31 protein-coding genes and 2 pseudogenes are annotated in these 24,323 nt (G+C 66.1%); 20 read left to right on the top strand and 13 right to left on the bottom strand.

The genetic code is table 11. The annotated features are described in order from the left end of the window. Positions 1–459 (bottom strand): annotated as a pseudogene (locus NMN56_RS37825) (hypothetical protein); the annotation flags it as partial. Positions 460–1,153: 694 nt separating this feature from the next. After that, positions 1,154–1,585: pseudogene (locus NMN56_RS37830) on the bottom strand (ATP-binding protein); the annotation flags it as partial. Positions 1,586–1,796: 211 nt separating this feature from the next. Here NMN56_RS37830 and NMN56_RS37835 point away from each other — a divergent pair. Both NMN56_RS37835 and NMN56_RS37840 read left to right on the top strand, forming a co-directional pair. After that, positions 1,797–2,645 carry a helix-turn-helix domain-containing protein gene (locus NMN56_RS37835; RefSeq protein ID WP_274040340.1) on the top strand — a complete coding sequence of 283 codons (849 nt, stop codon included), beginning with the start codon at positions 1,797–1,799 and terminating at the stop codon, positions 2,643–2,645. Further along, positions 2,642–2,845 (top strand): DUF397 domain-containing protein, encoded by a 204-nt coding sequence (locus tag NMN56_RS37840; RefSeq protein ID WP_274040339.1) that lies wholly within the window; start codon positions 2,642–2,644, stop codon positions 2,843–2,845. The genes NMN56_RS37835 and NMN56_RS37840 overlap by 4 nt, the downstream gene beginning before the upstream one ends. Positions 2,846–2,983: 138 nt before the next feature. Here the strand turns inward: NMN56_RS37840 and NMN56_RS37845 are convergent, their stop codons facing one another. From NMN56_RS37845 to NMN56_RS37890, 11 genes are all read right to left on the bottom strand, one after another. Next, complete coding sequence (locus tag NMN56_RS37845) at positions 2,984–3,652, bottom strand: hypothetical protein (RefSeq protein ID WP_274040338.1); 669 nt, start codon at positions 3,650–3,652, stop codon at positions 2,984–2,986. 246 nt (positions 3,653–3,898) lie between these two features. Further along, on the bottom strand, positions 3,899–4,348 hold the full coding sequence (locus NMN56_RS37850; protein WP_274040337.1) for a hypothetical protein: 450 nt from the start codon (positions 4,346–4,348) through the stop codon (positions 3,899–3,901). Positions 4,349–4,446: 98 nt separating this feature from the next. Continuing rightward, positions 4,447–4,716 carry a hypothetical protein gene (locus NMN56_RS37855; protein ID WP_274040336.1) on the bottom strand — a complete coding sequence of 90 codons (270 nt, stop codon included), beginning with the start codon at positions 4,714–4,716 and terminating at the stop codon, positions 4,447–4,449. Positions 4,717–4,960: 244 nt separating this feature from the next. Then, positions 4,961–5,314, bottom strand: coding sequence for a hypothetical protein (locus NMN56_RS37860; RefSeq protein WP_283742551.1), 354 nt, complete (start codon positions 5,312–5,314; stop codon positions 4,961–4,963). A gap of 1,072 nt (positions 5,315–6,386) precedes the next feature. Continuing rightward, positions 6,387–6,746 (bottom strand): hypothetical protein, encoded by a 360-nt coding sequence (locus NMN56_RS43475; protein ID WP_430542820.1) that lies wholly within the window; start codon positions 6,744–6,746, stop codon positions 6,387–6,389. A 238-nt stretch (positions 6,747–6,984) separates the two neighbouring features. Further along, on the bottom strand, positions 6,985–7,623 hold the full coding sequence (locus NMN56_RS37865) for a GNAT family N-acetyltransferase (protein WP_274040334.1): 639 nt from the start codon (positions 7,621–7,623) through the stop codon (positions 6,985–6,987). A 250-nt stretch (positions 7,624–7,873) separates the two neighbouring features. Then, on the bottom strand, positions 7,874–8,287 hold the full coding sequence (locus NMN56_RS37870) for a hypothetical protein (RefSeq protein WP_280842640.1): 414 nt from the start codon (positions 8,285–8,287) through the stop codon (positions 7,874–7,876). A 520-nt stretch (positions 8,288–8,807) separates the two neighbouring features. Continuing rightward, positions 8,808–9,227 (bottom strand): hypothetical protein, encoded by a 420-nt coding sequence (locus tag NMN56_RS37875; RefSeq protein WP_274040332.1) that lies wholly within the window; start codon positions 9,225–9,227, stop codon positions 8,808–8,810. 14 nt (positions 9,228–9,241) lie between these two features. Next, complete coding sequence (locus NMN56_RS37880; protein ID WP_274040331.1) at positions 9,242–13,972, bottom strand: putative T7SS-secreted protein; 4,731 nt, start codon at positions 13,970–13,972, stop codon at positions 9,242–9,244. Continuing rightward, a complete protein-coding gene (locus NMN56_RS37885) occupies positions 13,972–14,601 on the bottom strand; it encodes a hypothetical protein (protein WP_430542822.1) in 630 nt (209 codons plus the stop codon). Before NMN56_RS37885 ends, NMN56_RS37880 begins: the two co-directional genes overlap by 1 nt. Positions 14,602–14,660: 59 nt before the next feature. Beyond that, on the bottom strand, positions 14,661–15,122 hold the full coding sequence (locus NMN56_RS37890; protein WP_274040329.1) for an SseB family protein: 462 nt from the start codon (positions 15,120–15,122) through the stop codon (positions 14,661–14,663). Positions 15,123–15,761: 639 nt separating this feature from the next. Between NMN56_RS37890 and rpsJ the strand changes: the two genes are divergently transcribed. The 18 genes from rpsJ (at position 15,762) to rplR (ending at position 24,304) form a co-directional block, all read left to right on the top strand. Further along, positions 15,762–16,070, top strand: a complete 309-nt coding sequence (rpsJ, locus tag NMN56_RS37895) for a 30S ribosomal protein S10 (RefSeq protein ID WP_016909683.1) — start codon at positions 15,762–15,764, stop codon at positions 16,068–16,070. Positions 16,071–16,084: 14 nt separating this feature from the next. After that, on the top strand, positions 16,085–16,729 hold the full coding sequence (rplC, locus tag NMN56_RS37900) for a 50S ribosomal protein L3 (RefSeq protein WP_274040328.1): 645 nt from the start codon (positions 16,085–16,087) through the stop codon (positions 16,727–16,729). 8 nt (positions 16,730–16,737) lie between these two features. After that, positions 16,738–17,391 carry a 50S ribosomal protein L4 gene (gene rplD / locus NMN56_RS37905; protein ID WP_274040327.1) on the top strand — a complete coding sequence of 218 codons (654 nt, stop codon included), beginning with the start codon at positions 16,738–16,740 and terminating at the stop codon, positions 17,389–17,391. Further along, on the top strand, positions 17,391–17,813 hold the full coding sequence (rplW, locus tag NMN56_RS37910) for a 50S ribosomal protein L23 (protein ID WP_274040326.1): 423 nt from the start codon (positions 17,391–17,393) through the stop codon (positions 17,811–17,813). Before rplD ends, rplW begins: the two co-directional genes overlap by 1 nt. 49 nt (positions 17,814–17,862) lie before the next feature. Continuing rightward, positions 17,863–18,699: a 50S ribosomal protein L2 gene (gene rplB / locus NMN56_RS37915; protein WP_274040325.1), complete on the top strand. Its 837-nt coding sequence runs from the start codon at positions 17,863–17,865 to the stop codon at positions 18,697–18,699. A 14-nt stretch (positions 18,700–18,713) separates the two neighbouring features. Then, entirely contained in the window at positions 18,714–18,995 is a 282-nt protein-coding gene (rpsS, locus tag NMN56_RS37920; RefSeq protein ID WP_274040324.1) for a 30S ribosomal protein S19, read from the top strand. A gap of 43 nt (positions 18,996–19,038) precedes the next feature. Further along, positions 19,039–19,386, top strand: a complete 348-nt coding sequence (gene rplV / locus NMN56_RS37925) for a 50S ribosomal protein L22 (protein ID WP_274040547.1) — start codon at positions 19,039–19,041, stop codon at positions 19,384–19,386. Beyond that, complete coding sequence (rpsC, locus tag NMN56_RS37930; RefSeq protein WP_274040323.1) at positions 19,386–20,252, top strand: 30S ribosomal protein S3; 867 nt, start codon at positions 19,386–19,388, stop codon at positions 20,250–20,252. The genes rplV and rpsC overlap by 1 nt, the downstream gene beginning before the upstream one ends. Before the next feature lie 5 nt (positions 20,253–20,257). Next, the gene (rplP, locus tag NMN56_RS37935) at positions 20,258–20,677 is read left to right on the top strand and encodes a 50S ribosomal protein L16 (protein WP_274040322.1); all 420 of its coding nucleotides are present in this window, start codon (positions 20,258–20,260) and stop codon (positions 20,675–20,677) included. Then, a complete protein-coding gene (rpmC, locus tag NMN56_RS37940) occupies positions 20,677–20,901 on the top strand; it encodes a 50S ribosomal protein L29 (RefSeq protein ID WP_023531026.1) in 225 nt (74 codons plus the stop codon). The genes rplP and rpmC overlap by 1 nt, the downstream gene beginning before the upstream one ends. Continuing rightward, positions 20,901–21,209 (top strand): 30S ribosomal protein S17, encoded by a 309-nt coding sequence (gene rpsQ / locus NMN56_RS37945; protein WP_274040321.1) that lies wholly within the window; start codon positions 20,901–20,903, stop codon positions 21,207–21,209. The genes rpmC and rpsQ overlap by 1 nt, the downstream gene beginning before the upstream one ends. Before the next feature lie 123 nt (positions 21,210–21,332). Continuing rightward, positions 21,333–21,701 (top strand): 50S ribosomal protein L14, encoded by a 369-nt coding sequence (rplN, locus tag NMN56_RS37950; protein ID WP_274040320.1) that lies wholly within the window; start codon positions 21,333–21,335, stop codon positions 21,699–21,701. A gap of 2 nt (positions 21,702–21,703) precedes the next feature. Further along, a complete protein-coding gene (rplX, locus tag NMN56_RS37955) occupies positions 21,704–22,027 on the top strand; it encodes a 50S ribosomal protein L24 (protein ID WP_274040319.1) in 324 nt (107 codons plus the stop codon). Between the two features lie 2 nt (positions 22,028–22,029). Next, on the top strand, positions 22,030–22,599 hold the full coding sequence (rplE, locus tag NMN56_RS37960; RefSeq protein ID WP_274040318.1) for a 50S ribosomal protein L5: 570 nt from the start codon (positions 22,030–22,032) through the stop codon (positions 22,597–22,599). 2 nt (positions 22,600–22,601) lie between these two features. Then, positions 22,602–22,787 carry a type Z 30S ribosomal protein S14 gene (locus tag NMN56_RS37965; protein WP_030883916.1) on the top strand — a complete coding sequence of 62 codons (186 nt, stop codon included), beginning with the start codon at positions 22,602–22,604 and terminating at the stop codon, positions 22,785–22,787. Between the two features lie 167 nt (positions 22,788–22,954). Next, positions 22,955–23,353 carry a 30S ribosomal protein S8 gene (gene rpsH / locus NMN56_RS37970; protein ID WP_274040317.1) on the top strand — a complete coding sequence of 133 codons (399 nt, stop codon included), beginning with the start codon at positions 22,955–22,957 and terminating at the stop codon, positions 23,351–23,353. Between the two features lie 24 nt (positions 23,354–23,377). Then, positions 23,378–23,917 carry a 50S ribosomal protein L6 gene (gene rplF / locus NMN56_RS37975; RefSeq protein ID WP_274040316.1) on the top strand — a complete coding sequence of 180 codons (540 nt, stop codon included), beginning with the start codon at positions 23,378–23,380 and terminating at the stop codon, positions 23,915–23,917. A gap of 3 nt (positions 23,918–23,920) precedes the next feature. Next, entirely contained in the window at positions 23,921–24,304 is a 384-nt protein-coding gene (rplR, locus tag NMN56_RS37980) for a 50S ribosomal protein L18 (protein ID WP_274040315.1), read from the top strand. Positions 24,305–24,323: the final 19 nt, after the last annotated feature.

The following is a 24,323-nucleotide window of genomic DNA, read 5'->3' on the forward strand; positions in this document are numbered from 1 at the left end:
TGTGGTCCGGGTGGGGTTGGCGCGGGGGGGGGGCTCAGGGCCGGGCTGGAACCGCTGGGGGGGTGGTGAGGGTTCTGGGGGCGGCGTCGGCTGTGGGGGCAAGGGCGAGCGTTCTGGCTGTGGCTGTGGCTGTGGCTGTGGGTGCTGTGGTCGTGGGTCTTGTGGCCGTGGGCGTTGTGGTGGTGGCGGGGCGGGGGTGTGGGCTGCTGTGGGGTTGGCGTACGACACCGTGTGGGTGACCATCCGGCCGCCGGGCGTGCGCCGTGCGGTGCGTGCGAGGTAGCCGTGCGCTTCTAGTTCGCGCAGGGCCGCGGCGATGCGGGTCTCGCCTTCGGGGAAGCGGGCCGTGAGCGACTTGATGTCCACGCGGGTGCCGTCAGGTACCGACTGGATGTGCACGGCCAGGCCGATCGCGAGGAGGGACAACTCGCGGTGCTGGGCGAGGTGGTTGCCGACCACGGTGAAGCGTTCGCGGTGGCGGAACGTGACGTGTACGAGCCCGGAGCGTGGCCTCGTTCGGTGGGCGGGTTCCGGAACGGGGCGTGGGGCGGGGGCGGGCGCGTTAAGCTGCTGGGGAGCCATCGGGAAGCCGTTTTCTTCCTTGTTGGTTAGGCCCTCGATCGGGATTGCAGTCCCGGCCGGGGGCCGTCGCATGTCTGGGTGCCTCGTTCGGTGGGTGGATTCGGGAACTCGATACGAGGTGTGGCGTGGCGCGTTAAGCTGCTGGAGAGCCATCGGGAAGCTGCTTTCTTCCTTGCTGGTTAGGCCCTCGATCGGGATGCCAGTCCCGGCCGGGGGCCGTCACATGTGTGCGGTCGTCTGGTCGTGCTGCTGCGGAGCATATGCCAGCCAACCAGCCCTGTTACCAACCGAGTTGGGGCCGTTCACTCGTGTGAGTGAGGTCGCCTGGTGGGGGCCGGCTGGGGGCTGGCGGGGCTTGGCGAGGTGCTTCGCGGGGTTCTTACGGGGTTGATGTCGCGGGGGACCGGGACGCGGGGGACCGCGATCCGGTGGATGGCGATGCGGGGGACCGCGATGTGGTGGATCGCGATGTGGTGTGCTCCCCATCGGTGGGCTCCGGGGCGGCGGGCTCTGGGTCGGCGGGTTCCGGAGCGAGGGATTCTGGGGCGAGGGATTCTGGGGCGATGGGGTCCGGGGCTAGGGAGACCTCTGCCCATACCGTTTTGCACGGTGTCGGGCCGTGCGTCACGCCCCACCGTTCGGCCAGGGCCTCGACCAGGACGAGCCCGCGTCCCGACTCCGCGTCGGCGGGCGGGAGTTGCGGGGTTGCCGTCCCCGGTGCCCGTTCGCCGAGGGTGTCCGTCACCTCGATGCGGAGCGTGTGGGGAGCGGGGCTGCTGACCCGCAACCGGAAGCTGCGCCCCGGCACGTGCCCATGCGACGCCGCGTTGGCGGCCAGTTCGCCCACGATGTGTGCGGCGGGGTCGGTCGGTAGCCCGCGCGAGGCGAGTTCGGCGACGGTGAGTAGGCGTGCCAGGCGCGCGCCTCGCCGGGTCGAGGAGAGCAGTACGGTGAAGTCCGGCTCGCGGCATGCGAGTTGGGGCCGTTGGTGGTGTGGCCGGATGGTGGTGGTCTCTTCGTTCACCTCACCCAGCGTGGTCGTATGCGCGCGCCGCGGACAGGCGTAACGAGCGCACTCACCGTCATTGTCCGGACTGAGCGGCGAATGGTACGGCTTGTACCCCGTAACCGGGGCACTTTTCCACGCTTTGTAACACGTGCTCGCCGACCGTGCGTACGGTGTCGTTCACTGAGTGCGACCGAGGCAGGTGGGCATGGCTGAGAACGACGGTGACGGGTGGGACGCGGTCCTGGAGGAGGACGAGGACTCCGGCGCTGTGGCAAGGGCGGTGAGCCGCCAGATCAAGCTGTGGCGCGAGGCGGCCGGCCTGAAGCAGGCGGAGTTGGGCTCGGCTCTGGGGTACGGCGTGGACATGATCTCCGCCGTGGAGCGCGGGAAACGGTTTCCGAGGCCGGAGTTCCTGGCGGGCGCCGACGAACTACTGGACGCGGGCGGCAAGTTGTCCGCCATGAAGAAGGACATCGCGGAGGCCCGGTACCCGAAGAAGGTACGGGACCTGGCGAAGCTGGAGGACAAGGCCGTCGAACGGGGTGCCTACGGAGACCACAACATCGACGGCCTGCTGCAGACCGAGGAGTACGCGCGAGCGCTGTTCGCCATGCGGCGCCCGGCGATCGGTGAGGACGAGATCGAACGGCACGTCGCGGCTCGTATGGCCCGCCAGGAGATCCTTCACCGCAAGCCGCCGCCTTCGCTGACGTTCGTCCAGGAAGAGGTGACGTTGCGGCGGCCGATTGGCGGCAAGATGGTTTTGCGACGGCAGCTTGAACACCTGCTGGAAGTCGGGCGGTTGCGGCACGTCACGCTCCAGGTGATGCCGACCGAGTGCGAGGAGCACGCGGGGATGGCGGGCGAACTCCGGGTGCTGAAGTTCAAGGGCGGCAAGGCGTTGGGTACCACGGACGGGCAACTCACCGCCCGCCTTATTTCTGGCCCGGAGGAAGTGCAGATCCTCGAACTGCGCTATGGGATGATCCGCTCACAGGCGCTCACTCCGCGTGAGTCCCTGGCGTTCATCGAGAAAGTGCTGGGAGAGACATGACGGCGTTGAAGCGGTCCTCCGGAGTCAGTGTCGGCCTGGAGTGGACCAAGAGCAGCTACAGCAGCAACGACAGTCCGGAGTGCGTCGAGGTGGCGGCGACGCCCGGCACGGTGCACGTTCGCGACTCCAAGGACGCGGCGGGCCCGCGCCTCACCTTCACGTCCGCTACCTGGGCCGCGTTCGTGTCCCGGCGAGCCTGACGCCCGTACAACTGTGCCCCGCCTCCCGTTGGGCGGGGCACACGGCGTTCGCCCTCTGGGCCGGGCGCCCTTCGGTGTCGCGGGGATCGCCGGTGCCGCGCGGGTTGCGTTGCGGGGGTGCGGAGGTTGCGCGAGGCGTCAGCCGACGCTGAGGTCGAAGTCGGTCACGTACCAGGCGTTCTTGATCTCGGCAGCATGTACCTTGACGTCCAACTGGCCTTCCTTCACTCCGGTGGAGTTGGACAGGATGACCTTCTCCAGGCTCTGGCCGTCGATGGTGACCTTGTCAGCGGGGACCACCGTCTTGCCGTCGGCGACCGGGGTCTTGGCAACTTCCACCTTGGGGTTGCTCGGGGGCGGCTTCGGCGAGAACGCCTCGCGGAACCTCCCGGCGCCGTCCCGCATTTTCACGACATCGGGCTCGTTGCTGTTGCACCTCTTCGGGTTGCCGACCTGCGCGGGCGAGGAACCGGAAGTCGGCCCCGCCATCACGAGGCACGCCTTCTTCGGCTGCCCCTTCACGATCGCCCCGACCCATGAGGCAACCGCCTCCTGAGCTGTGGAGTGCGGGGTGCCGGCGGCCTGCGGGGGCTCCGAGCTGCCGGTTTCCTTGCCGCCGCCGGAGTCCTTGCTGTCGTTGGACCCCTTGCCGTCGTCGGAGTCCTGCGGTGCGGTCGAACCCTTCGCGGCCGGTTCCTTCTCCCCGGAGTCCGCGTCGTTCGAGCACCCCGCGACACCCAGAACCGACACCGCCAACACGGCCCCGGCTATCCGGCCCACGTTCCGCTTCCTGCACCTGTCCCTCATCGGGCAACCTTCCCCTGGACGTTCCTGTGCCGCAAATGCGGCCATGATGTCTTGCCGGGGGACCGTACCGGACGTGCGGACTGAGCAGCCAATTGCCCTTTGGGTAGGGGGGATTGGGAAAATTACTCGGCTCTGGCCCACGCCTTTATCCCGAGCGGAGGGGTGAACCGGCGACTCGCCAGTCCTCGAAGGGGACGGGATGGAAAATTGCGAGGCGTGAGGATATCTTCCTGCTTCTCGGCCCGTTCACGAATATGGCGGGGAGGGAACTTCGGAAAATGTTCCCTGTACTACTTCGATGCAAACGCCAAGTGTGGGATCAGGAGGGGCGATTTGCACTTCGACCTGTCTGGCAGGCCGTACGGTCGCGATCCGCGCGGTCCACGGCTCAATGAGTGATGCGGCGAGCGTGAGCTGCACCTCCTCGCTGGAATCTTGCGAGCCCTTCCACTGGGCGAAGATGTTGCCGATCTCAAAATAGTTGAAACTATTGATGAGTTCTGTCCACTGCTCGGAACTCTCGCCGAACCTTGAGGAGTCGTGTGCCGTACGGAGTCGCTGTGAAATCCCTTCCCTACCGATTCCCTCAAGGTCAACAAATACTGCGCCCCCGACTTCGACAACGTCTGGCCAGAAGAGCCATCGATAGGCGATGGCGTCCGTCACGCTGCCAATCTCGGCCAGGGCTTGTGCCATGGTCGCAGCTCTGATCTCGGGCTTCGCCCGCCGGAGGACGTCCCATGAGTCTCCCGGTGCTTCGCTGTGTGCTGCTGGGTCAGTAGCCAAGGGGCAGTTCATCTCCTGTCGCAGTTCTGCCGAATCCTCCGCCAGTAGGGTAAAGAGTGGCGGGTCGATTCCTTTTTGGCTTTTTCGGCTACTTCTTTGATTTTCTGAAGTGCTTCAGCTGGTGCGCTGGACCAGTCGAACGTACAGCCTTCGTCGATGACGTAGGTGACGCGTTCTTCGAACCCGAAATCGACACCGCTCGCCTCCAGAGCGTCAAGCGCTGCGCCGACTCGAATGGCACCGGAGAAGGCAAATTCAATTTCTGCTGATCTGCTCACGAAAATCCCCCCCCTGCGCTCGTGACGCTATTTAGAGAGGGAGGTCCCTCTTGTCCACGCTCAGCTCCGTGCCGGTCACGTGGACACGTGAGTCGCCGGAGCGTCGTCGGTTGCCGGAATTTCCCCGTGGGGTATGGGCCGCATGAGTTCGTCCGGAGATTTCTCTGCCCCGTCCCTCGGAGCTGGAGAGGCATTACTGCTTGCTCTTTGCTCGAAAACGTATCGAGGTGTTCAAGTCTTCTTTTCATTCCGGTGAATTAGAGGAGTTTGAAGAGGAGGTGAACTCCCAGATGAGAGAGTGTAGCAATTGATTCTTTGTTTGTCCGGTAATCGGGTGGAGTTTCGCATAGGTTCGAGTGGCGACGTCCAGTCGATGGGGGATTCGACGGAGAGCCTGGGTCTTTTCGCCAGCCCTTTCGGGGCGGTAGGAGAAGAGGATGCAGATCCAGCTATCCTCGGGGTTCGATTCGGGGAGAATGGGAGTAAGGACGTACTGGGAATCTTCGTCCAGCATTTCCGTGGGGATCCGGTTGCCGTTCCGGCTGTACCCTCGGACTTTAGCCTCTCTGATCAAGTCATGGAGGGTGTCCAGGCTCACGCCGCGAATTTCTCCTGGCACGGGCCACTCGAATGGGGAGGTCACTTTTCCCTTCCTGCCTTTGCGCAGGCCGATGAGGCGAGCCACTAATTTCCTCCCCTTCCAGACGAGAGGGCTTCGGCGATTCTGACTTCCCTGTACGACTTCCCCGTTGCTGATTGTGACTACATGGCCGATCCTCGTCTGGGATATTGATGACCTACCGTCGGCGTGGTCCGGCTCCCGGATCTGCACGGAAACCCAGGAATTGATTCACGTCCTTTGAGATTTCCACCAGGCGTGCTTGAGGCACTTCGGGGGCTGCGCCCCCGTTTTCTTCGATGAACTCAATGAGACTTGCCGGAAGCCCCAGCCGATAGGTTGCCACGTATGCCTCAAGATCCGCCCGCCAGAAGTGCCGTCCGTCAGTGAGTACGGACGAGCCTCCTGGGACGCTAAAGGATCTATCGACGACATCTGTGGTCGTCTCCATGACATCTAGCACCGGGTATCCGGAACGCAAGTAGCGGCACACCATGGCGGAGTCATAAGCGGGCTCTTCCTGCAGCGCTTCGTGCAAGCTTCCGCTGTATGTGCTATGCGGTTCTGGTTCCAGTTCACGGAAGAAGCCAACGGGATCCATTTTAGGTCGTCGGATATCTTCGAAGCGAAACCCTGTCCTACTGTTGCCGAAGAACACTGGACTCGATTCCCGCAGATTTCAGGATGTCCGAAAATTCCTCCAGCTCGGGGACGAGTCCTGAGCGACCCTCGGTCTTCAGTTTGTCTGCCTGGAGTTTGGCCTCCTTGAGAGGCATATATTCGATCTTCCGCAGAATATTCATCAGCGACGTGGTGCGGGTTGAGGAGTCCGCAAGTTGGAGAATTGACACCCCTGCCTTCTGTATCAAAGTTGCTCGTATTTCTTCGCTCGGCCTTCCAGGTCCTCCCTCGTGGACGGCATTTCCACAGGAAGGGCACGTGCATTCTAGTTCCCATCGGAGGGATCTCCGATAGTAAGTTTCACTGGACAGACAGGTAGTCTGTTCCGTGCATTTGTGGCATCGCATTTGGAGCTCAATACTTACCGTACTCATTGCCAACCCCGCCTTCTCTTGTGCCGGGCTACAGTATCGTAGAATCTAGCCGACGGGCCCGAACCACCTCGGGGGTGGTGCGAGTCAAAATTCCTCCGGGAGCACCAGCGACGGTGCAACTCCTCATGTATCAGGGTATTTCTTAGCTGCTCTCTTGATACGAATGAGCTCGGACCAATTTGTGTACCACCCCCGTGTTGTGAGACCCCGTGTCCGACGAAGGGGCTGTACTGGGGTTGGTGGGTGAAATCGAGATCAGGGAAACCCTTGAGAATGGCGGCCAGAGCACGGTTTCTGGTTTCCGCGGTTCTTCCGGCGACGTGGCTCAGGTCGTTTCTCCCGCGTGCGTCCCCCATGCCTTCCACCGGTCTTGCCGGCTGGCGCCCGGAAGGACAAGGGGAGAGCCCCAGAGCATCGGACGAGTCGTACGGGTTCTCGGCATACGTCGCCGGATTCGGCGCTGGCCCCAGCTCCAGTGGGTCAGGGGAGGGAAGCCCTGGTGGTCCCAGGTGAGAGGGTGAGCTGCATCTCCACGCTGGAATCCTGGGGGTCCTTTCACCGGGTGAAGATATTGCGGCCTCAAAATAGTTGAAGCTAGCCGAAGAAACTCCGGCACGGTTCGAGAGAGTGGATATCGACCGGGACCGTACGGTGTGCTGCCCAGTCCGCGCGATCGAGGCGTAGCCGCTGCAGGGTGCGGTATGTCCCTTGCACGGACGTCACGGTCAGGCCGTCCGCTCGGTATCCGAGCTTCTCCGACACCCGAAGCGAGGCGGGATTGTCCGTCATGGCGGCGGACGTAACGGAACGCGCACCAAGCCCTTCAAAAGCCAGGTGCAGCACGGCCGCTCGCATTTCCGTGCCGAGCCCGTGGCCGTGGTGAGCGAGCCCCAGCCAGGAGCCTGTTTCCGCCTCTTGCGTCACGGCGAAGTCGGTCGCGGACAAGTCCTGCCGCCCGACTACCTGGCCGAGGCACAGCACCGCCAGGCTGAGCGTCCACTCCTGCGGGCGCCAGTTCGCGATGGTGCCGAGGACGTGTTGGAACGTTCCCCGCCCACGCTCTTCAGGGCTCACGTCCGTCCACGGCACGGTGAAAGGCATGCGCGCCTCGTCATGTACGCCGGCCGCGGCGACCTCGGCCAGCTCGCCTGCCAGATTCAGGTCAGGAAGCCGCAGTTCAAGCCGCGGTGTCGTGATCCGGAGTCGGTACAAGGGCCATATGCGGGCTTCCATGACGGGAGACTGCCAAAGGCGGGTTGCGCGGGGCCAGCGGTTTTATGGTTGTGCGCTCAGGTGGTGGTGCGCGGTCAGCGAGGCAGCAGCGATGCGACGCAGGGCGTTCCGCGGCCCAGCGACGGCGACCACGTCCCTGCGAAGGCCCGCCGCTCCCGTTGCGGGCGATGCGGTGAGTGATGCCGGCGGAGGGGCATCGGCTTGGAGGCTGGGCCTGGGCCGTCGCAAAATACCACTCTTTGGTACGCAGTTACTCAAGGCCGGCCAGCTTGTAGATGTTCCTGCGCTGTTCTTCCACCGTGCCGACCTCAGAGGCGAGCGCCGGGGCCAGAATGTCAACTTCCTCGCCCACTTCTCGCGATTCAGGATCAAAAGTGAACCCGTAGCATCCCCCTTCCATTTGTCGTTTGATGCCGCTGACAAAAACATCAGGACGTGCGCCTTGGCAGCACAGCAGGATATCCTTGGTTTCCAAGCTCCGCCGCAAAGAAAGCAAGCAGGAGTGCAGGTCATCTCCGGAATGCGCTTCGTGTTCTCCGCTTGGCAGGGTGGCAAGAAGTTGCCATGGGGGCCCAGTTCGTGTGGAGATGCGGATGGTTCCCGCTGACTCTCGCGACGAAGAGTGAATGGCGACAATCTCGTATTCGTCAGACAACTCGCTCATCTCTCCCGGTAGTTTGGACTGGGAATCCATCCACCTTGCCCGTTCCAGGCGCCTACTAGTTGGGGTGGAGGCCGGTTTCGGGGTCGCTGTGTTGGCCAGGGAAGCGGAGGGGGGCGCACAGTTCAGACTCGTTGGTGTCAAGGTGGCGAACCGGATGCCATCTCACCTGGACCTGTACTTCCGGGACCTCTAAGAGTGCGCTAGCGCATGATTCGACAAAAACTCCAGGAAGTCCACGGCTACAGCCTGGGTGGTGCCGTCTTCGTGGTCCAAGAAGAGGACTTGCTCGTCGCCTGTGCCCTCCCCCCCGTCGAGTGTCCATGGGGCCGGTTTTCGGGCCGGAAGGCCCGTGGGCCCATAGGCCGCGTCAGATGCCGTGTCGCTCGCTCAGTCCTTGAAGGTGATGCCTGCGCATTCGCCTTCTTGTGAGTAGAGGATTCGGTCGGTATCCACCGTTCCTCTATTGTTGGCGGAGGAGAAAATAGGCGCGTTGCTGCGAGGGGTTATGGATCTGGTGCGATCAGTACTCCGCAGTTTCCACCTTCGTGAGCCCGAACGGCTCGAAGACGGGCACCAGTCGGTGGAGGTACCAGCCGAAATCACAGAACGTCGAGTCAGGGAGCAGCCGGCGATTTACCTCCGGCATGAAGGAAACCGTGTCCCTCTGGGGATGGAAGAGGAAATCACCTCCCGTTCGCTCCCCGAGAATTGCCGTGATGCCGAACGTCGTAGTCGGCGCGGCATGCGCGGCGGATTCCTTGACCCGTTGAAGGTCCCCTGGTGCGGCGTGAGCCCAGTCGAACATGCCGTCAACGTCAATAACGTAGGTGACGCGTCCTTCGAACTCGAAACTGACACCGTTCGCTGCCAGGGCGTCGAGTGCCACGTGGGTCTGGATGGTGCTGAAAAAAGTGAAATCAATCTCTGCTGCTCTACTCATCAGGGCACCAACCTCTACTCCCTCGGTATTACTCGCCAAGGGATACCTTTCTTGTCAAGCCAGTTTGTTATCTTCTCCGGGATCGGTTTTTCTGAGATGACCTGGTAGTCGATTCCCTTACCGTTGGCAATATCCAGTTTCTGGCCTTCGGTTGAGAAGAATTTCGCGGCGCGCTTCGGATTATCCTGAACATTTTCCCAGAAGTTTCCCGACTTGGCCTCGTACCAGGTCCCCCTGCCAGTGGCGCTGTCCACGAAAGCTCCGTCGAACTGTCGTCCGCCCTCGGAGAACCCATTGCCACCGCCGAGTTTTTCCTGGAGATGCTTCTCGTAGGCGTCGCCGGACTCCTGCGCTAGACGTCCTTTGCTCTTTCCATCCCCAGGATATTCCGGCGCGAGCCCGAGAGGGTCAGTCCAGCATCGCGGGTTTCCCACATACGTCGCCGGATTAGGTGCCGGCCCCAGCCCCAGCGGGTCCGGGGACAGGTAGCGGGCCGTATCGGGGTCGTAGTAGCGGAAGTAGTTGTAGTGGAGGCCGGTTTCGGGGTCGTGGTATTGGCCGGGGAAGCGGAGGGGGGTGTAGGTGGTGCTGGTGGTGTGCCAGGTGGTGGTTCCCCAGAGGGTGGACTGAGTGCGCCAGGCTATTTCTCCGTGGGGGTCGACCAATTCGGTTGGGGTGCCGATCAGGTCGGTGACGATGGCGTAGAAGCGGGAGTCGATCTCCTGTTGTGTGGCTTCGTCGGTGAGGCGTTCCGTCTGGGTGAGGGGGGCGAGGCCCTGGTGGTCCCAGGTGAGGGTGACGGGGTGGGGGAGGGTCGGGGCCTTTGTCGTCTGTTCGATGAGGGTGGGGCCGTCCCAGGTGAAGTCCACGCGTTCGGTGGCGGAGATCTTCGCGGTGCGGCGGCCCAGGGGGTCGTACTCGTAGCGCCAGGTCGTGCCGTCCGGGGTGACCACCTGGGTGAGGCGGTCTTCGGCGTCCCAGGTGTAGCGCCAGGTGTCCGGTTTTCTGGAGAGGCGGGTCTTCTGGCGGAGGGTGGTGCGGCCCGCCGCGTCGTGTTCGTAGCGGAGCTTGCCCGCCGTGTGGATGGTGGTGCCGGAGTAGGTGCGAGGGCCGATGGCCTCGGGGGAGGCGTGGTCGGGGGGCCAGGACGCCTCTGTCTGGTTGCCTGCCTCGTCGTAGGCGTAACGCTCTGTCCAGCCTCGGGCGTGGACCGCCGTGACGCGGCCTACCGCGTTCAGGTCGTATGTGCTGCGGCCCGAGAGCAGGTCGTTCACGCCGGTGAGGTAGCCGTCGGCGCGGTACGTGTACTCCCTGCGCTGGATCGGGCCCGCCGCCCCCGCCCCCGCTCCCGCGTCTGTGCCCGCCGTGCCGGTCAGCGTCTGGGACGTGAGGAGGCCCGCCGGGTCCCACGTCTGGGTGAGGGTGAGCCCCACGGGGCCGCCCGCGCCGATGTCACCCCCCATGCCGGAGTCGGTCGCGCCGATGTCGCCCCCCACACCGGGGCCGCCCGCGCCTACGTGCCCCCTTGCGTCACGCCCCGCCGCACCGTGATGTGCCCCTGACCCGGGGCCGCTCGCCCCGATGCGCCGCACCGTCTCGCGCCCCGCGGCATCGTGGACGAAGTCGAGGGTGTGGCCGTTGGCCGTGAGGGTCGTGCGGTTGCCGGCTGCGTCGTAGGTGCTGGTGGAGACGGCGCCGGTCGGGGTCGTACGGCGGGTGCGGCGGCCGAGGGCGTCGTAGGTGTGGGTGAGGGCGCGGCCGTTGACCAGCTCGGTCTTGACGCGGCCCAACTTGTCGCGCTGGTAGCGGAGTTCGGCGTCCGGACCGGTGGCCTCCAGGAGGCGGCCTGCCGGGTCGTACGCGTATGTGGTGACCGCGCCCGCCGCGTCCTTGCGGAGCGTACGGCCGAGTGCGTCCCGTTCGTAGCGGATCTCCTCGCCCAGCGGGGTCACCCGGCAGCGCAGTGCGCCCTCCGCGTCCAGTTCGTAGCGCTGCTCGCGGTCGTCGAAGTCGCGCTCGGCGACGAGGCGGCCCGCGGGGTCGTAGGTGTAGTCCCAGGTGAGGCCCTGGGGGTTGGTGACCTGGGTGAGGCGCAGGCCGGCGTCGTAGGCGAACTCGTAGCGCACGCCGTCAGGGCCTGTGCGGGCGGACAGGACGTCGAAGTGCGAGTACTCGTACGTGGTCTCGCCACCCGCCGCGTCCACGTGGCGGGTGCAGTTGCCCTCGCCGTCCCACTCCCAGTGTTCGGTGGCGCCGTCCGGTGCCACCCGGCGCGTGAGCTTGCCCTCGGTCGTCCAGGTCAGCTCCGTGCGGGCACCCAGCGCGTCGGTGGTGCGGACGGGGCGGCCGAAGGCGTCGCGCTCGTAGCTGGTGACCGCACCGAGGGGATCGGTGATCTCGACGGGGAGGCCGGCCGCGTCGCACCGTACGTGCGTGGTCGCGCCGGGGGCGCCTCCCGGGCCGCCCGGCCCAGGGGCCGTGACCGTGGCCAGGTGGCCGCGCGCGTCGTAGGTGTAGCGCGTGGTGTGGCCGGCGGGGTCGGTCAGGGAGGTGCGGTTGCCGTCCTCGTTCCACTCCTGGCGCCAGAGCGCACCGTCAGGGTCGCGCGTCTCGACGGGGAAGCCCTGGGCGTCGCGCGCGAAGGTGAGCGACGTGCCGTCCGGGCGGGTGACCGAGGCGAGGCGGCCCGCTTCGTCGTAGGTGAACGTGGTCGTGCGGCCGAGCGCGTCGGTGTGGGCGAGCGGCCGGTTGTACGGGTCTCGTTCGGTACGGGTGCGATGGCCCAACGGGTCGATCTCGCCGACCACTTGGGCCCGCTCGTCGAACAGGGTCCGCGTCGCGTGGCCCGCCGCCGTCGTGAGCGTGGTGACCCGGTGGCCCGTGGCCTCGTCCACGCCGTCGTAGTCGATACGGACCTGCATGTGGCCGGCGGTCCCGCCCTCGGCGATGCAGCGGTGGACGTTGTCGTAGACGTAGTCGTAGCGGCGGTCGTTGGTGTCCGTCCACGACACCACCCGGGCCTCGTCGTCGTACTCGAAGCGCAGCGGCAGGCCGGAGGAGTTGGTGACCCCGGTGAGGTTGCCGTCGGTGTAGCCGTAGCGCAGCACCTGTTCGTCGATGCCGTCGGGCCTGACCAGGCTGAGCGCCGTGATCCGGTCGTTCTCGACGGTCAGCCGCACCTCGTACCCGCCGCTGTGGACGAGACGGGTGGGCGCACCTGTCTCCAGGTCGTACTCGAAGGTGATGCGGCGCCCGGCCCGGTCGCTCAGCTGCTCGATACGGGCAGTGCCGTCCCCCTGGCCCGCACCGTCGGGGTCGTGCGGGGGCGCGAAGTGCCGCACCCAGCCGGTCTCGGGGTCGGTGAGGGTGTAGCCGCCGTCCGGAGCGCGCTCCAGCGGCATACGGGCCGAGCCCGCCGAGGGCAGGGTGGGCAGCCCCGGCACCGGGTGCGGGTAGGAGAGGAGACGGCCGTCCTCGGCGACGAGGACGACGCCTTCCGCGTCGATCTCCAGGCGCTGGTCGACGGTCGAGGACCAGGAGGGGCCGAACCAGTGGCCGAGCCGGTAGCCGGACTCCACACGGCGGGTGAAGGCCAGTGGCAGGGCGCCGGGCAGGGCCAGGTCGGTCTGCGGCAGGTACATCCGCCCCGTCGACAGGTCCACAGGGTCGCTGCCGGTCGACGGTGTCTCCTTCGGCCCCTTGGACGCCTCGTGCGGGCCCTTGTCCGCGAGGGCTCCGCGCCCGCTGGTGGGCGCGTCGTCGGCCACCTTGGCCAGCTTCCCCGCGCGGCCCGCCTTGGTCGCCGCGCCCACGCCCTTGGTGCCGAACAGCTCGGGCAGCAGCCGCCCCAGACCCTCCTCGGGGTCCTTCTGGAAGCTGTTCCACATCTGCTTGCCGGTGCCGACCGGGTCGTTGGCGACCTTGGCGATGCCGGTGACCGTGGAGTTGAGGTTGGTGACGTACTCGGCGGGATGCGTGATGTTGTACGGGTCGGCGGGATTGACGCTGCGTACGAAGTTGTTCAGGCCGGCGACGCCCTTGATGACGCCGCCCGTGAAGTGGGTCGAGGACAGCTTGAGCCCGGTCAGCCCGTCGCTTGCCTGGTCGGCGTAGTCGGGCTTGGGCGGCGCCGCGTCCCGCGCCGCCTTGACCGCTGTCCGCGCCCGTGTGGCCGCCTCGTCACGCTGCGAACGTGCCTCGTTCAGCAGCTCCTGGGCTTCCTTCTTCTTGTCGTCCTTCCACTGCGCCGCCGCCTCGCGCGCCTGCTTCTGGGCCCACTCCACGGTCCCCGCGAAGTCGTCCAGGGCGCCCGCTGCCTTCTCGCACGCCGCTGATGCCTTGACCCACTTCGCCGGCTCCAGCCCGACCTTGTCCCAGAAGGCGTCGGCGGCCTTGCCCTTCAACGTGCCGCCCGACAGGCCCTTGAGCCCCTTGGCGACGTTGTCGAACGCCTTCTTGAAGTCCCGCAGATGCGTCGCCGTCGAACGCAGCTTGGACGGGCTGCCGAACACCAGCCTCGCCGGGTCGTCGGTCTCGTCCAGCTGGAACTCGGCGGTATCGGCGCCCATCCGGTTGGCCACCGAACGCGAGGTGTCCCGCGTCCAGTCGGCGCCGCTCTCCCAGCCGGCGTCGTCCAGGCGGTCGGCACTCCAGTTGCCGAACCCCTCGACCCCGTCCCCGACCTTCTTGGTGACGTCCTCCGCCTTGTCCTCGATCGAGTCAGGAACGAAGTCCCGCCAGCCCATCAGCCCTCGCCCCCCTCACCCTGTCCGGGTGCCGCGCCCTGCTGTGGCTGCTGCGCGGCGGCACGTTCCTCGGGTGAGGGGCCGAAAGCGCGGTCCTGTGCCGCGGCGACCTGCTCGTCGCTGACGCCGGTCGCGCCCTGCGTGAGGTCCATGTACATGCCGCCGCGGCCCTCGCTTGTCAGCTCCCGGCCGGTGTCCTTCCACTCCTGGGTGATGTCGTCCCCGGCCTTCTGGAAGGACTCGGCGCTGTAGTCCGGCGCGTCCGGCGTCATGATGTCGCCATAGCCCTGCTTGGCGACCTCTTCCTCGGTCGCGTGCGGATTGCCCGTGTACGAGACCGAGTTGAGCGCCACCTTCATGGTGCCCGCCGCATACTGGTCCTCCTCGTACGCCATCCCCGCCGACAGGCCCAGCCGCTGCGCGAGGCCGTTCGCGTTCTGCACCAGCGCCCGTACGCCCCACTCCCACTTCTCGCAGAAGTCCTCGAAGTCGCCCGCCAGACCGCTGTGCCCCGCCTCCATCCCCGTCAGGGAGAGGCCACCGAACCCGGCGCCCTGCAACGACTCCGTCGCCGAGCTGCCCGACTCCTTCAGTTCACCGATGGCGCCTTTGAGCCCCTTCTCGATCAGGGAGAGCGACTCCTTGTTCCAGACGACGCCGTCCTCGCTCTTCCCGGGGCCGTCGCCGCTCACCGGGTCCCCTCCCCGTGACCGCTTCCCCGGTGCTCTGCGGGCGCTGCGGCCGTTACGGCGTTCACAGGCTCGGCGGCCTCTACGGGCCACACGGCCACCGCGTCCGGCACGATGCCCGGCGCCGGCGGGAACAGCATCGAACCGTCCTCGTCCGCCACATCCACCGCGACCCCCGCGGGCTCTCCCAGCTCCGGGATCACCGCGTCCAGCAGCCGCGCCCCCAGTACGGCCGCGTAATCCCATGGTTCGCCCGGGGCCTCCCGCGTCAGCGCGTACCGCGCCAGCGCCGCCTCGTCCGTGAACGCCAGAATCCAGCGCACGCCGCCGTACGCGGCCGTCAGCAGCTGTTCTTCCCCCACCCTGGGAACCAGCACCGCGGTCCGCCGCAGCTCTCCCACCAGCGCGGACGGGTTCCCCGTGCCCGCGCGGGTGGCCGCTATCTCGTCCGGGAGCCCCATACCCCACCCCTTGTCGTCCCCCAGCGCAGGCGCCGCGCCCCATGCCGGCAGTGCCCGCTGTGCCCGCTGTGCCGCCGCGCTCGTCAGCCCGCCGCGCCTGTGGCGTCCGTCGCGTCCGCCGTCCCCGTTCGTACGGCATTCGAGATTACGTGGGGGAGCGGTGGGCGGCGCAAGATGTCGTGGAGGCGTGCGGGTCCCGGGGTGCGGCGCGTGGTTCAGGCGCGGGGGAGGCACGCCGCAGGTCTTCGGCCGGTGGGCGCGGGAACGGCGGGGCTGATGTGGTACAAGCCCGATTGGCGGGGTCCAAACCCCGTATGGCACACTGTCCAGGTTGCTCGGTTGAGTGCCGATGCTGTGCGCCTCCCGCCGGGAGGACCGGAAGCGAGTCCCAGGTATTCGTCACCTCTTATCAGGGGTGGAAGTACGGGAATCTTCCGGGAAGTGCAGGAGGGGCTTCCAATCAGGCACCCGGTGGGTTTCCTCCCCCGGTTCCTTCCTCGCAGGTCCTCGCAGGAATTCTCCTGCGGAGAGTTACGGGAAGGAACACGACACGCCCGACCGCGTGGGTCGGACGCAGGGGTGACCGGAGACCTCCATGGGGTTCCAGAGCGTTACGAGAGACAGGACTACGAAGTAGCCATGGCGGGACAGAAGATCCGCATCCGGCTCAAGGCTTACGACCACGAGGTCATCGACAACTCGGCGAAGAAGATCGTCGAGACGGTGACCCGCACTGGTGCGTCGGTCGCAGGCCCGGTGCCGCTGCCCACAGAGAAGAACGTGTACTGCGTCATCAAGTCGCCGCACAAGTACAAGGACGCACGCGAGCACTTCGAGATGCGCACCCACAAGCGCCTGATCGACATCCTCGACCCGACGCCCAAGACCGTTGACTCGCTGATGCGCCTGGACCTTCCGGCCGGCGTTGACATCGAGATCAAGCTCTGAGGGGTGCGCTGAAGATGGCAAAGCAGATCAAGGGCGTCCTGGGCGAGAAGCTCGGCATGACCCAGGTCTGGGACGACAACAACCGTGTTGTTCCCGTGACCGTCGTCAAGGCCGGGCCGAACGTCGTGACCCAGGTCCGCACCGCAGACAGGGACGGCTACGAGGCCGTCCAGATCGCCTTTGGCGAGATCGACCCGCGCAAGGTGAACAAGCCCCTCAAGGGCCACTTCGCCAAGGCCGACGTCACCCCGCGCCGCCACCTCGTGGAGCTGCGCACCTCCGACGCCAGCGAGTACACGCTCGGCCAGGAAGTGAACGCCGACACGTTCGAGGCAGGCTTCAAGGTCGACGTGACCGGTAAGTCGAAGGGCAAGGGCTTCGCCGGTGGCATGAAGCGCCACGGCTTCCACGGAGCCAAGGCCTCGCACGGTGCTCACCGTAACCACCGCAAGCCGGGCGCCATCGGTGGCTGCGCCACCCCGGGCCGGGTCTTCAAGGGCACCCGCATGGCTGGCCGTATGGGCAATGAGCGGGTCACCACCCAGAACCTGACCGTCCATGCCGTTGACGCGGAGAAGGGCCTGCTGCTCATCAAGGGCGCAGTTCCTGGTCCGAACGGCGGCCTCGTCCTGGTCCGTACCGCGGCCAAGGGGGCCTGAGGTAACCCATGAGCACCATTGACATCCTTTCGCCGGCAGGCGACAAGACCGGAACCGTCGAACTCCCCGCGGAGATCTTCGACGTGCAGGTCAGCGTTCCGCTGATCCACCAGGTCGTTGTCGCCCAGCTGGCCGCTGCCCGACAGGGCACGCACAAGACCAAGACTCGTGGCGAGGTCCGCGGCGGTGGCAAGAAGCCGTACCGCCAGAAGGGCACAGGCCGCGCGCGCCAGGGCTCGACCCGTGCGCCGCAGTTCGCCGGCGGTGGCGTCGTGCACGGCCCCGTGCCGCGTGACTACTCGCAGCGGACGCCCAAGAAGATGAAGGCCGCCGCGCTGCGCGGTGCCCTCTCGGACAGGGCCCGTCACGACCGTGTCCACGTCGTCACCGGCGTGGTCGAGGGCGAGATCTCCACCAAGGCAGCCAAGACGCTCCTCGGCAAGGTCAGCGAGCGCAAGCACGTGCTCCTGGTCGCCGAGCGCAGCGACGAGAGCGCCTGGCTGTCCGCCCGCAACCTGACCCAGGTGCACATCCTGGAGCCGGGCCAGCTGAACACGTACGACGTGCTCGTCTCGGACGACGTGGTCTTCACCCAGGCCGCGCTTGAGTCCTTCGTGTCTGGCCCCCAGAAGGCCGTTGAGACCGAAGGGAGCGAAGCCTGATGGCTACGCGTCACCCGAGCATCGCCTCCAAGGCAGCCAAGGCGGCCAAGGTCGCTCGCGTCGCCAAGGCCACCCGCCGCGCGGCGGAGGGCCCGGGCCCGATCGCACCCGCAGACCCGAGCAAGGTCTTCACGGACCCGCGCGACCTGCTGGTCAAGCCGGTCGTCTCGGAGAAGAGCTACGCGCTGCTGGACGAGGGCAAGTACACGTTCATCGTCGACCCGAGTGCCAACAAGACCCAGATCAAGCAGGCCGTCGAGGCTGTCTTCTCGGTCAAGGTCACCGGGGTCAACACGATCAACCGCCAGGGCAAGCGCAAGCGCACCCGCACCGGCTACGGCAAGCGCGCGGACACGAAGCGCGCCATCGTGACCCTCGCCGAGGGCGACCGTATCGACATCTTCGGCGGTCCGGCCTCCTGACGGGGGTCGGTCTCGTCCGAAAGTCGGATTCTTCCGAGGACTGAAAATAATGGGTATCCGCAAGTACAAGCCGACGACTCCGGGCCGTCGTGGCGCCAGTGTCGCCGACTTCGTCGAGGTCACGCGGTCCACGCCGGAGAAGTCGCTGGTCCGCCCGCTGCACAGCAAGGGCGGCCGTAACAACGCCGGTCGTGTGACCGTCCGCCACCAGGGCGGTGGCCACAAGCGCGCCTACCGTGTCATCGACTTCCGTCGGCACGACAAGGACGGCGTGCCCGCCAAGGTCGCGCACATCGAGTACGACCCGAACCGCACGGCGCGCATCGCGCTGCTGCACTACGTCGACGGCGAGAAGCGCTACATCCTCGCGCCGCGCGGAGTGAAGCAGGGCGACCGGGTTGAGAACGGCCAGGGCGCCGACATCAAGCCGGGCAACAACCTGCCGCTGCGCTTCATCCCGGTCGGTACGACGATTCACGCCATCGAGCTCCGTCCGGGCGGGGGCGCCAAGTTCGCCCGCTCCGCCGGTGCCTCGGTGCAGCTGCTCGCGAAGGAGGGCCGCATGGCCCACCTTCGTATGCCTTCCGGCGAGATCCGCCTGGTCGACGTCCGCTGCCGCGCCACTGTGGGCGAGGTCGGCAACGCCGAGCAGTCGAACATCAACTGGGGCAAGGCCGGCCGTATGCGCTGGAAGGGCGTTCGCCCGACCGTCCGCGGTGTGGTCATGAACCCGATCGACCACCCGCACGGTGGTGGTGAGGGTCGTACCTCCGGTGGCCGCCACCCGGTTTCGCCGTGGGGTCAGAAGGAGGGCCGTACGCGCTCGCCGAAGAAGGCCAGCAACAAGTACATCGTCCGCCGCCGCAAGACGAACAAGAAGCGCTAGGAGGCGGGGTTTAGATGCCGCGCAGTCTCAAGAAGGGGCCCTTCGTCGACGACCACCTCGCCAAGAAGGTGGACACACAGAACGACGCGGGCTCGAAGAACGTCATCAAGACCTGGTCTCGCCGCTCGATGATCGTCCCGGCGATGCTCGGACACACCATCGCGGTGCATGACGGCCGTAAGCACATCCCGGTGTTCGTCACCGAGTCGATGGTCGGCCACAAGCTCGGCGAGTTTGCGCCGACCCGCACCTTCCGCGGCCACGTCAAGGACGACCGCAAGTCGCGTCGTCGTTGATGGGCGGGGTGTGAAGATCATGACTGACACCGAAGGGACAACCATGGAAGCCAGGGCCTCAGCGCGCTATGTGCGCGTCACGCCCATGAAGGCCCGCCGGGTGGTGGACCTCGTTCGTGGCATGGATGCCACGGAGGCTCAGGCGGTCCTGCGTTTCGCCCCGCAGGCCGCGAGTGTGCCGGTGGGCAAGGTGCTTGACAGCGCCATTGCCAACGCCGCGCACAACTACGACCACACCGACGCCGACGGCCTTTTCATCTCCGAGGCATACGTCGACGAGGGCCCGACCCTGAAGCGGTTCCGTCCGCGAGCCCAGGGCCGCGCCTACCGGATCCGTAAGCGGACGAGCCACATCACCGTGGTCGTGAGCAGCAAGGAAGGAACCCGGTAATGGGCCAGAAGGTAAACCCGCACGGGTTCCGGCTCGGCATCACCACGGACTTCAAGTCGCGGTGGTACGCCGACAAGCTGTACAAGGACTACGTCAAGGAAGACGTCGCGATCCGCAAGCTGCTCACTCAGGGCATGGAGCGGGCCGGCATCTCCAAGGTGGAGATCGAGCGCACGCGTGACCGCGTCCGTGTCGACGTCCACACCGCCCGGCCGGGCATCGTCATCGGCCGTCGCGGCGCGGAGGCCGACCGTCTCCGGGGCAACCTGGAGAAGCTCACCGGTAAGCAGATCCAGTTCAACATCCTTGAGGTCAAGAACCCCGAGACGGACGCGCAGCTCGTGGCCCAGGCGGTCGCCGAGCAGCTGTCCTCCCGGGTGTCCTTCCGCCGTGCGATGCGTAAGAGCATGCAGACGGCGATGAAGGCCGGCGCCAAGGGCATCAAGATCCAGTGCGGTGGCCGTCTCGGCGGCGCCGAGATGTCCCGCTCGGAGTTCTACCGCGAGGGCCGCGTGCCCCTGCACACGCTCCGTGCGAACGTCGACTACGGCTTCTTCGAGGCCAAGACGACCTTCGGCCGCATCGGTGTGAAGGTCTGGATCTACAAGGGCGACGTCAAGAACATCGCTGAGGTGCGCGCCGAGAACGCCGCGGCCCGTGCGGGCAACCGCCCGTCGCGCGGCGGTGGCGGTGGCGGCGGCGGCGCCGAGCGTCCCCGCCGTGGCGGCGGTGGCGGCGGCGGTGGCGAGCGTCGCGGCCGTAAGCCGCAGCAGCAGAGCGCCGGTGCCGAGGCCCCCAAGGCCGAGGCGGCCACCACTGCCGCTCCGGCGGAGGCGCCCTCTTCTACCGGTGGAACGGAGGCCTGACCAACATGCTGATCCCTCGCAGGGTCAAGCACCGCAAGCAGCACCACCCCAAGCGCAAGGGCATGGCGAAGGGTGGTACCGAGGTCGCCTTCGGCGAGTACGGCATCCAAGCCGTTACCGGTGCCTATGTGACGAACAGGCAGATCGAGGCAGCTCGTATCTCCATGACCCGGCACATCAAGCGTGGCGGCAAGGTGTGGATCAACATCTACCCCGACCGCCCGCTGACGAAGAAGCCTGCCGAGACCCGCATGGGTTCCGGCAAGGGTTCGCCGGAGTGGTGGATCGCGAACGTCAAGCCCGGTCGCGTGATGTTCGAACTGTCCTACCCGAACGAGAAGGTTGCTAAAGAGGCGCTCATTCGTGCAGCGCACAAGCTTCCCATGAAGTGCCGCATTGTGCGGCGCGAGGCAGGTGACGCGTGATGGCGGCCGGAACCAAGGCATCCGAGCTGCGCGAGCTGGGCAACGAGGAGCTCGTTGGCAAGCTCCGCGAGGCCAAGGAAGAGCTGTTCAATCTCCGCTTCCAGGCGGCGACCGGGCAGCTTGAGAACCACGGCCGGCTGAAGGCCGTCCGCAAGGACATCGCCCGGATCTACACCCTGATGCGTGAGCGCGAGCTGGGCATCGAGACGGTGGAGAGCGCCTGATGAGCGAGACGAATGTGACTACTGCATCCACCAGCGGCTCCGCCGCAGGTAACCAGGAGCGAGGCTTCCGCAAGACCCGTGAGGGTCTGGTCGTCAGCGACAAGATGGACAAGACCGTCGTCGTCGCCGTTGAGGACCGTGTGAAGCACGCGCTGTACGGCAAGGTCATCCGCCGTACCAACAAGCTCAAGGCGCACGACGAGCAGAACGCTGCCGGTGTCGGCGACCGCGTCCTCCTGATGGAGACCCGGCCGCTGTCCGCCACCAAGCGCTGGCGCATCGTCGAGATCCTTGAGAAGGCCAAGTAGGCAATCCCGCAAGGGTTCCTCATAGTTCAGTCTTCGGGCAGTCGCCCGCGGGACTAGTTCCGCCAGGCTCGGCAGGGATCGCGAGATCCCTGCCGGGAACCGGCAGACATACAGGAGATAGACGTGATCCAGCAGGAGTCTCGGCTTCGCGTCGCCGACAACACTGGTGCGAAGGAAATTCTCACCATCCGTGTGCTCGGCGGCTCGGGCCGGCGCTACGCGGGTATCGGTGACGTCATTGTCGCTACCGTCAAGGACGCGATCCCGGGTGGGAACGTGAAGAAGGGCGACATCGTCAAGGCTGTCATCGTGCGCACCGTGAAGGAGCGCCGCCGCCCGGATGGCTCGTACATCCGTTTCGACGAGAACGCCGCCGTCGTGCTCAAGAACGACGGCGACCCCCGTGGTACCCGCATCTTCGGCCCGGTGGGCCGTGAGCTGCGCGAGAAGAAGTTCATGAAGATCATCTCGCTCGCGCCGGAGGTGCTGTGACCATGAAGATCAAGAAGGGCGACCTGGTCCAGGTCATCACCGGTAAGGACAAGGGCAAGCAGGGCAAGGTCATTGTGGCCTACCCCCGCGAGAGCCGTGTCCTCGTCGAGGGTGTCAACCGGGTCAAGAAGCACACCAAGGCCGGTCAGACCGCCCGTGGTTCGAAGACCGGCGGCATCGTGACGACCGAGGCCCCCGTCCACATCTCCAACGTCCAGCTGGTCGTGGAGAAGGACGGCAACAAGGTCGTGACCCGCGTCGGATACCGCTTCGACGACGACGGCAACAAGATCCGCGTTGCCAAGCGGACCGGTGAGGACATCTGACTATGACTGCTGCCACACCGACCAACACCGCCCCGCGCCTGAAGCAGCGCTACCGCGCCGAGATCCAGAGCCAGCTGCAGGAAGAGTTCTCGTACGAGAACGTCATGCAGATCCCCGGTCTGACGAAGATCGTGGTCAACATGGGTGTGGGCGACGCCGCCCGCGACTCCAAGTTGATGGACGGTGCCATCAAGGACCTGTCCACCATCACCGGTCAGAAGCCCGCCGTGACCAAGGCCCGTAAGTCCATCGCGCAGTTCAAGCTGCGTGAGGGCCAGCCGATCGGTGCCCACGTGACCCTGCGTGGCGACCGGATGTGGGAGTTCCTGGACCGGCTGCTGTCGCTCGCGCTTCCGCGCATCCGCGACTTCCGCGGTCTGTCGCCGAAGCAGTTCGACGGCAGGGGCAACTACACCTTCGGTCTCACGGAGCAGGTCATGTTCCACGAGATCGACCAGGACAAGATCGACCGGGTCCGGGGCATGGACATCACCGTGGTCACCACGGCGACCAACGACGACGAGGGTCGTGCCCTGCTTCGTCACCTCGGCTTCCCGTTCAAGGAGAACTGATCATGGCGAAGAAGGCTCTGATCTCAAAGGCCAGCCGCAAGCCGAAGTTCGCGGTGCGCGCTTACACGCGTTGCCAGCGCTGCGGCCGTCCCCACTCCGTCTACCGCAAGTTCGGCCTGTGCCGCGTGTGCCTTCGTGAGATGGCCCACCGTGGCGAGCTGCCGGGCGTGACCAAGAGCTCCTGGTAACCAGCCCTTTTTTGGGCATGGACCAGGACTCTCGGTAAGCTGAAACGTCGCTTACTACGCCGTAGGTCCCCCGCGACGCACCTGTCCCGTCGTCAGCCTCGCTGGCGGACGGGGAGAGGGACGACGCACATAGGGAAACCCCGGCGAGAGAGGCCGAAGGCCATCACATGACCATGACCGATCCGATCGCAGACATGCTCACGCGTCTGCGAAACGCGAACTCGGCGTACCACGACACCGTCGTGATGCCCCACAGCAAGATCAAGTCGCACATCGCGGAGATCCTCCAGCAGGAGGGCTACATCACGGGATGGAAGACCGAGGACGCCAAGGTGGGCAAGAGCCTTGTCCTTGAGCTGAAGTTCGGACCCAACCGCGAGCGTTCGATCGCCGGCATCAAGCGGATTTCGAAGCCGGGTCTGCGGGTCTACGCAAAGTCCACCAACCTGCCGAAGGTGCTCGGCGGCCTGGGCGTGGCGATCATCTCCACGTCGCACGGTCTGCTCACCGGCCAGCAGGCGCAGAAGAAGGGCGTGGGTGGGGAAGTCCTCGCCTACGTCTGGTAGCGGAAGGGAACGGAGGAAACAGCTATGTCGCGCATTGGCAAGCTCCCCATCACGGTTCCCGCCGGTGTGGACGTCACCATCGATGGCCAGACGGTCGGTGTGAAGGGCCCCAAGGGTTCCCTCGCGCACACCGTTGCCGCGCCCATCGAGATCGCCAAGGGTGAGGACGGCGCGCTCGTCGTCTCGCGCCCCAACGATGAGAGCCGGAACAGGGCCCTGCACGGTCTGTCCCGCACGCTGGTGGCGAACATGATCACTGGCGTGACCAACGGGTTCAGCAAGGACCTCGAAATCAGCGGTGTCGGTTACCGCGTCCAGGCGAAGGGCTCCGACCTGGAGTTCTCGCTGGGCTACAGCCACCCGATCCTGATCAAGGCGCCGGAAGGCATCTCGTTCAAGGTCGAGTCGCCGACCAAGTTCTCGGTCGAAGGCATCGACAAGCAGCAGGTCGGCGAAGTCGCCGCGAACATCCGCAAGCTGCGGAAGCCCGACCCGTACAAGGCCAAGGGCGTGAAGTACGCGGGCGAAGTCATCCGCCGCAAGGTCGGAAAGGCTGGTAAGTAAGCCATGGCATACGGCGTGAAGATCGCTAAGGGCGACGCGTACAAGCGTGCTGCCGCCAAGCGCCGTCACATCCGGATCCGCAAGAAGGTCTCGGGCACGCCCGAGCGCCCCCGTCTTGTGGTGACGCGCACCAACCGCGGTATCACCGCGCAGGTGATCGACGACATCGCGGGCCACACTCTGGCCTCGGCGTCGCACCTGGACGGTTCGGTTCGCGGTACCGAAGGTGACAAGAGCGTGCAGGCACAGCAGGTCGGTGCACTTGTTGCGGAGCGTGCCAAGGCCGCGGGTATCGATGCTGTCGTGTTCGACCGCGGTGGCAACAAGTACGCAGGGCGCATTGCCGCTCTGGCTGACGCCGCCCGCGAGGCCGGACTCAGGTTCTGAGCCGCCCGTCGCGGCAGTG

It is taken from the genome of Streptomyces iconiensis (assembly GCF_028657195.3).
GTDB lineage: Bacteria > Actinomycetota > Actinomycetes > Streptomycetales > Streptomycetaceae > Streptomyces > Streptomyces iconiensis.

Coding starts and splice junctions, on each gene's coding strand:
- NMN56_RS37835 (WP_274040340.1), top strand. CDS start 1,797: ATGGCTGAGAACGACGGTGACGGGTGGGACGCGGTCCTGGAGGAGGAC.
- NMN56_RS37840 (WP_274040339.1), top strand. CDS start 2,642: ATGACGGCGTTGAAGCGGTCCTCCGGAGTCAGTGTCGGCCTGGAGTGG.
- NMN56_RS37845 (WP_274040338.1), bottom strand. CDS start 3,652: ATGAGGGACAGGTGCAGGAAGCGGAACGTGGGCCGGATAGCCGGGGCC.
- NMN56_RS37850 (WP_274040337.1), bottom strand. CDS start 4,348: ATGGCACAAGCCCTGGCCGAGATTGGCAGCGTGACGGACGCCATCGCC.
- NMN56_RS43475 (WP_430542820.1), bottom strand. CDS start 6,746: ATGGGGGACGCACGCGGGAGAAACGACCTGAGCCACGTCGCCGGAAGA.
- NMN56_RS37865 (WP_274040334.1), bottom strand. CDS start 7,623: ATGGAAGCCCGCATATGGCCCTTGTACCGACTCCGGATCACGACACCG.
- NMN56_RS37870 (WP_280842640.1), bottom strand. CDS start 8,287: ATGAGCGAGTTGTCTGACGAATACGAGATTGTCGCCATTCACTCTTCG.
- NMN56_RS37875 (WP_274040332.1), bottom strand. CDS start 9,227: ATGAGTAGAGCAGCAGAGATTGATTTCACTTTTTTCAGCACCATCCAG.
- NMN56_RS37880 (WP_274040331.1), bottom strand. CDS start 13,972: ATGGGCTGGCGGGACTTCGTTCCTGACTCGATCGAGGACAAGGCGGAG.
- NMN56_RS37890 (WP_274040329.1), bottom strand. CDS start 15,122: ATGGGGCTCCCGGACGAGATAGCGGCCACCCGCGCGGGCACGGGGAAC.
- rpsJ (WP_016909683.1), top strand. CDS start 15,762: ATGGCGGGACAGAAGATCCGCATCCGGCTCAAGGCTTACGACCACGAG.
- rplC (WP_274040328.1), top strand. CDS start 16,085: ATGGCAAAGCAGATCAAGGGCGTCCTGGGCGAGAAGCTCGGCATGACC.
- rplD (WP_274040327.1), top strand. CDS start 16,738: ATGAGCACCATTGACATCCTTTCGCCGGCAGGCGACAAGACCGGAACC.
- rplW (WP_274040326.1), top strand. CDS start 17,391: ATGGCTACGCGTCACCCGAGCATCGCCTCCAAGGCAGCCAAGGCGGCC.
- rplB (WP_274040325.1), top strand. CDS start 17,863: ATGGGTATCCGCAAGTACAAGCCGACGACTCCGGGCCGTCGTGGCGCC.
- rpsS (WP_274040324.1), top strand. CDS start 18,714: ATGCCGCGCAGTCTCAAGAAGGGGCCCTTCGTCGACGACCACCTCGCC.
- rplV (WP_274040547.1), top strand. CDS start 19,039: ATGGAAGCCAGGGCCTCAGCGCGCTATGTGCGCGTCACGCCCATGAAG.
- rpsC (WP_274040323.1), top strand. CDS start 19,386: ATGGGCCAGAAGGTAAACCCGCACGGGTTCCGGCTCGGCATCACCACG.
- rplP (WP_274040322.1), top strand. CDS start 20,258: ATGCTGATCCCTCGCAGGGTCAAGCACCGCAAGCAGCACCACCCCAAG.
- rpmC (WP_023531026.1), top strand. CDS start 20,677: ATGGCGGCCGGAACCAAGGCATCCGAGCTGCGCGAGCTGGGCAACGAG.
- rpsQ (WP_274040321.1), top strand. CDS start 20,901: ATGAGCGAGACGAATGTGACTACTGCATCCACCAGCGGCTCCGCCGCA.
- rplX (WP_274040319.1), top strand. CDS start 21,704: ATGAAGATCAAGAAGGGCGACCTGGTCCAGGTCATCACCGGTAAGGAC.
- rplE (WP_274040318.1), top strand. CDS start 22,030: ATGACTGCTGCCACACCGACCAACACCGCCCCGCGCCTGAAGCAGCGC.
- NMN56_RS37965 (WP_030883916.1), top strand. CDS start 22,602: ATGGCGAAGAAGGCTCTGATCTCAAAGGCCAGCCGCAAGCCGAAGTTC.
- rpsH (WP_274040317.1), top strand. CDS start 22,955: ATGACCATGACCGATCCGATCGCAGACATGCTCACGCGTCTGCGAAAC.
- rplF (WP_274040316.1), top strand. CDS start 23,378: ATGTCGCGCATTGGCAAGCTCCCCATCACGGTTCCCGCCGGTGTGGAC.
- rplR (WP_274040315.1), top strand. CDS start 23,921: ATGGCATACGGCGTGAAGATCGCTAAGGGCGACGCGTACAAGCGTGCT.